Genomic DNA, 1,234 nt, shown 5'->3' on the forward strand with positions numbered 1-1,234 from the left:
GATCGGCTTGAGCAACCGGTATGGCGTCGCCGCTTGTCGCGAGATCGCTGGCTAAAGGCTGTCATGGAGGTGGCCGAGCCCGGCTGCGAGATCGGCATGGAAGCCTGCGGTGGCGCGCATCACTGGGCGCGTGAACTGCAGACACGTGGCTATCGCGTGAAGCTGATCGCGCCGCAGTTCGTGAAGCCGTATGTAAAGAGCAACAAGAACGACGCCAACGATGCCGAGGCGATCTGCGAGGCGATGAGTCGCCCGAGCATGCGCTTTGTGAGTGTGAAGAGTGTGGCGCAACAGGATCTGCAAGCGATGCATCGTGTGCGCGCCAGCCTGGTGGAGCAACGCACGGCCAAAGGCAACCAGATCCGTGGACTGGTTGCAGAATATGGTCTGGTGGCCCCCAGGGAGATGTCATCGCTGCGTCGCGCGATTCCGTGCTGGTTGGAAGATGCCGATAACGGGCTGAGTGCGAGCTTCCGATACTTGCTGCATGGGTTGTGGCGGGATTTGCGCCTGGTCGATGAGCGCATCAGTGAGCTAGACGGCCAAATCAAAGAGGCGGCCAAGGCCGATCCCGATGCGCGTCGCTTGCAACAGCTGCGCGGTGTCGGTCCGGTGGTCGCTACAGCCTTGGTGGCATGCGTGGGCGATGCAACGCAGTTTGCCAACGGTCGACAGATGGCTGCGTCGTTTGGCCTGACGCCACGGCAACACAGCTCGGGTGGCAGGGAACGCTTGCTTGGCATCAGTAAACGAGGCGACGCCTACGTCCGATCGCTATTAGTGCACGGCGCCCGCGCCATGTTGCGAACGGCGCCACGTCACGACGATGCCTTGAGCCGGTGGGCGCTCCGCCTCTCGGCGCGAGCGCACCCGAACGTGGCCTGTGTAGCGATGGCCAACAAGACGGCGCGGATGGCCTGGGCCATGCTTCGCCATGGTACGAACTATCAACCCGCCTTAGCGGCGGCCTGAAGAGGAGCGTCCGCGAACATCCTATCCACGATTGCGAAGCAACCCGCGTGATGACGTACCGGTCGGACCGGCGTCGGCAAACCCCGAGATGTCCGTGTGCTGCAAGCACGCCGAAGCGATAGGGAGACGACGCGCGACTAGCTCATCATGGCCCGGCACCGCCTAAGCGGTGCAGCAACGAGAGGCCGGATATACGTGTGCAGTCGACACGGACGCCAGAGCTAGGGGATGCTTGGCAAAGGGGAGGAGTCCATATACGGAC

Annotated in this window: 1 protein-coding gene; it reads left to right on the forward strand. The window is 62.8% G+C overall.

All coding sequences use genetic code 11. From position 1 onward, the window contains the following. On the forward strand, positions 1-972 hold a 972-nt coding region (locus OQE56_RS20065), incomplete at its 5' end, for an IS110 family RNA-guided transposase (protein ID WP_267226856.1). Between the last annotated feature and the right edge of the window lie 262 nt (positions 973-1,234).

It is taken from the genome of Dyella silvae (genome assembly GCF_026421305.1).
Taxonomy (GTDB): domain Bacteria; phylum Pseudomonadota; class Gammaproteobacteria; order Xanthomonadales; family Rhodanobacteraceae; genus Dyella; species Dyella silvae.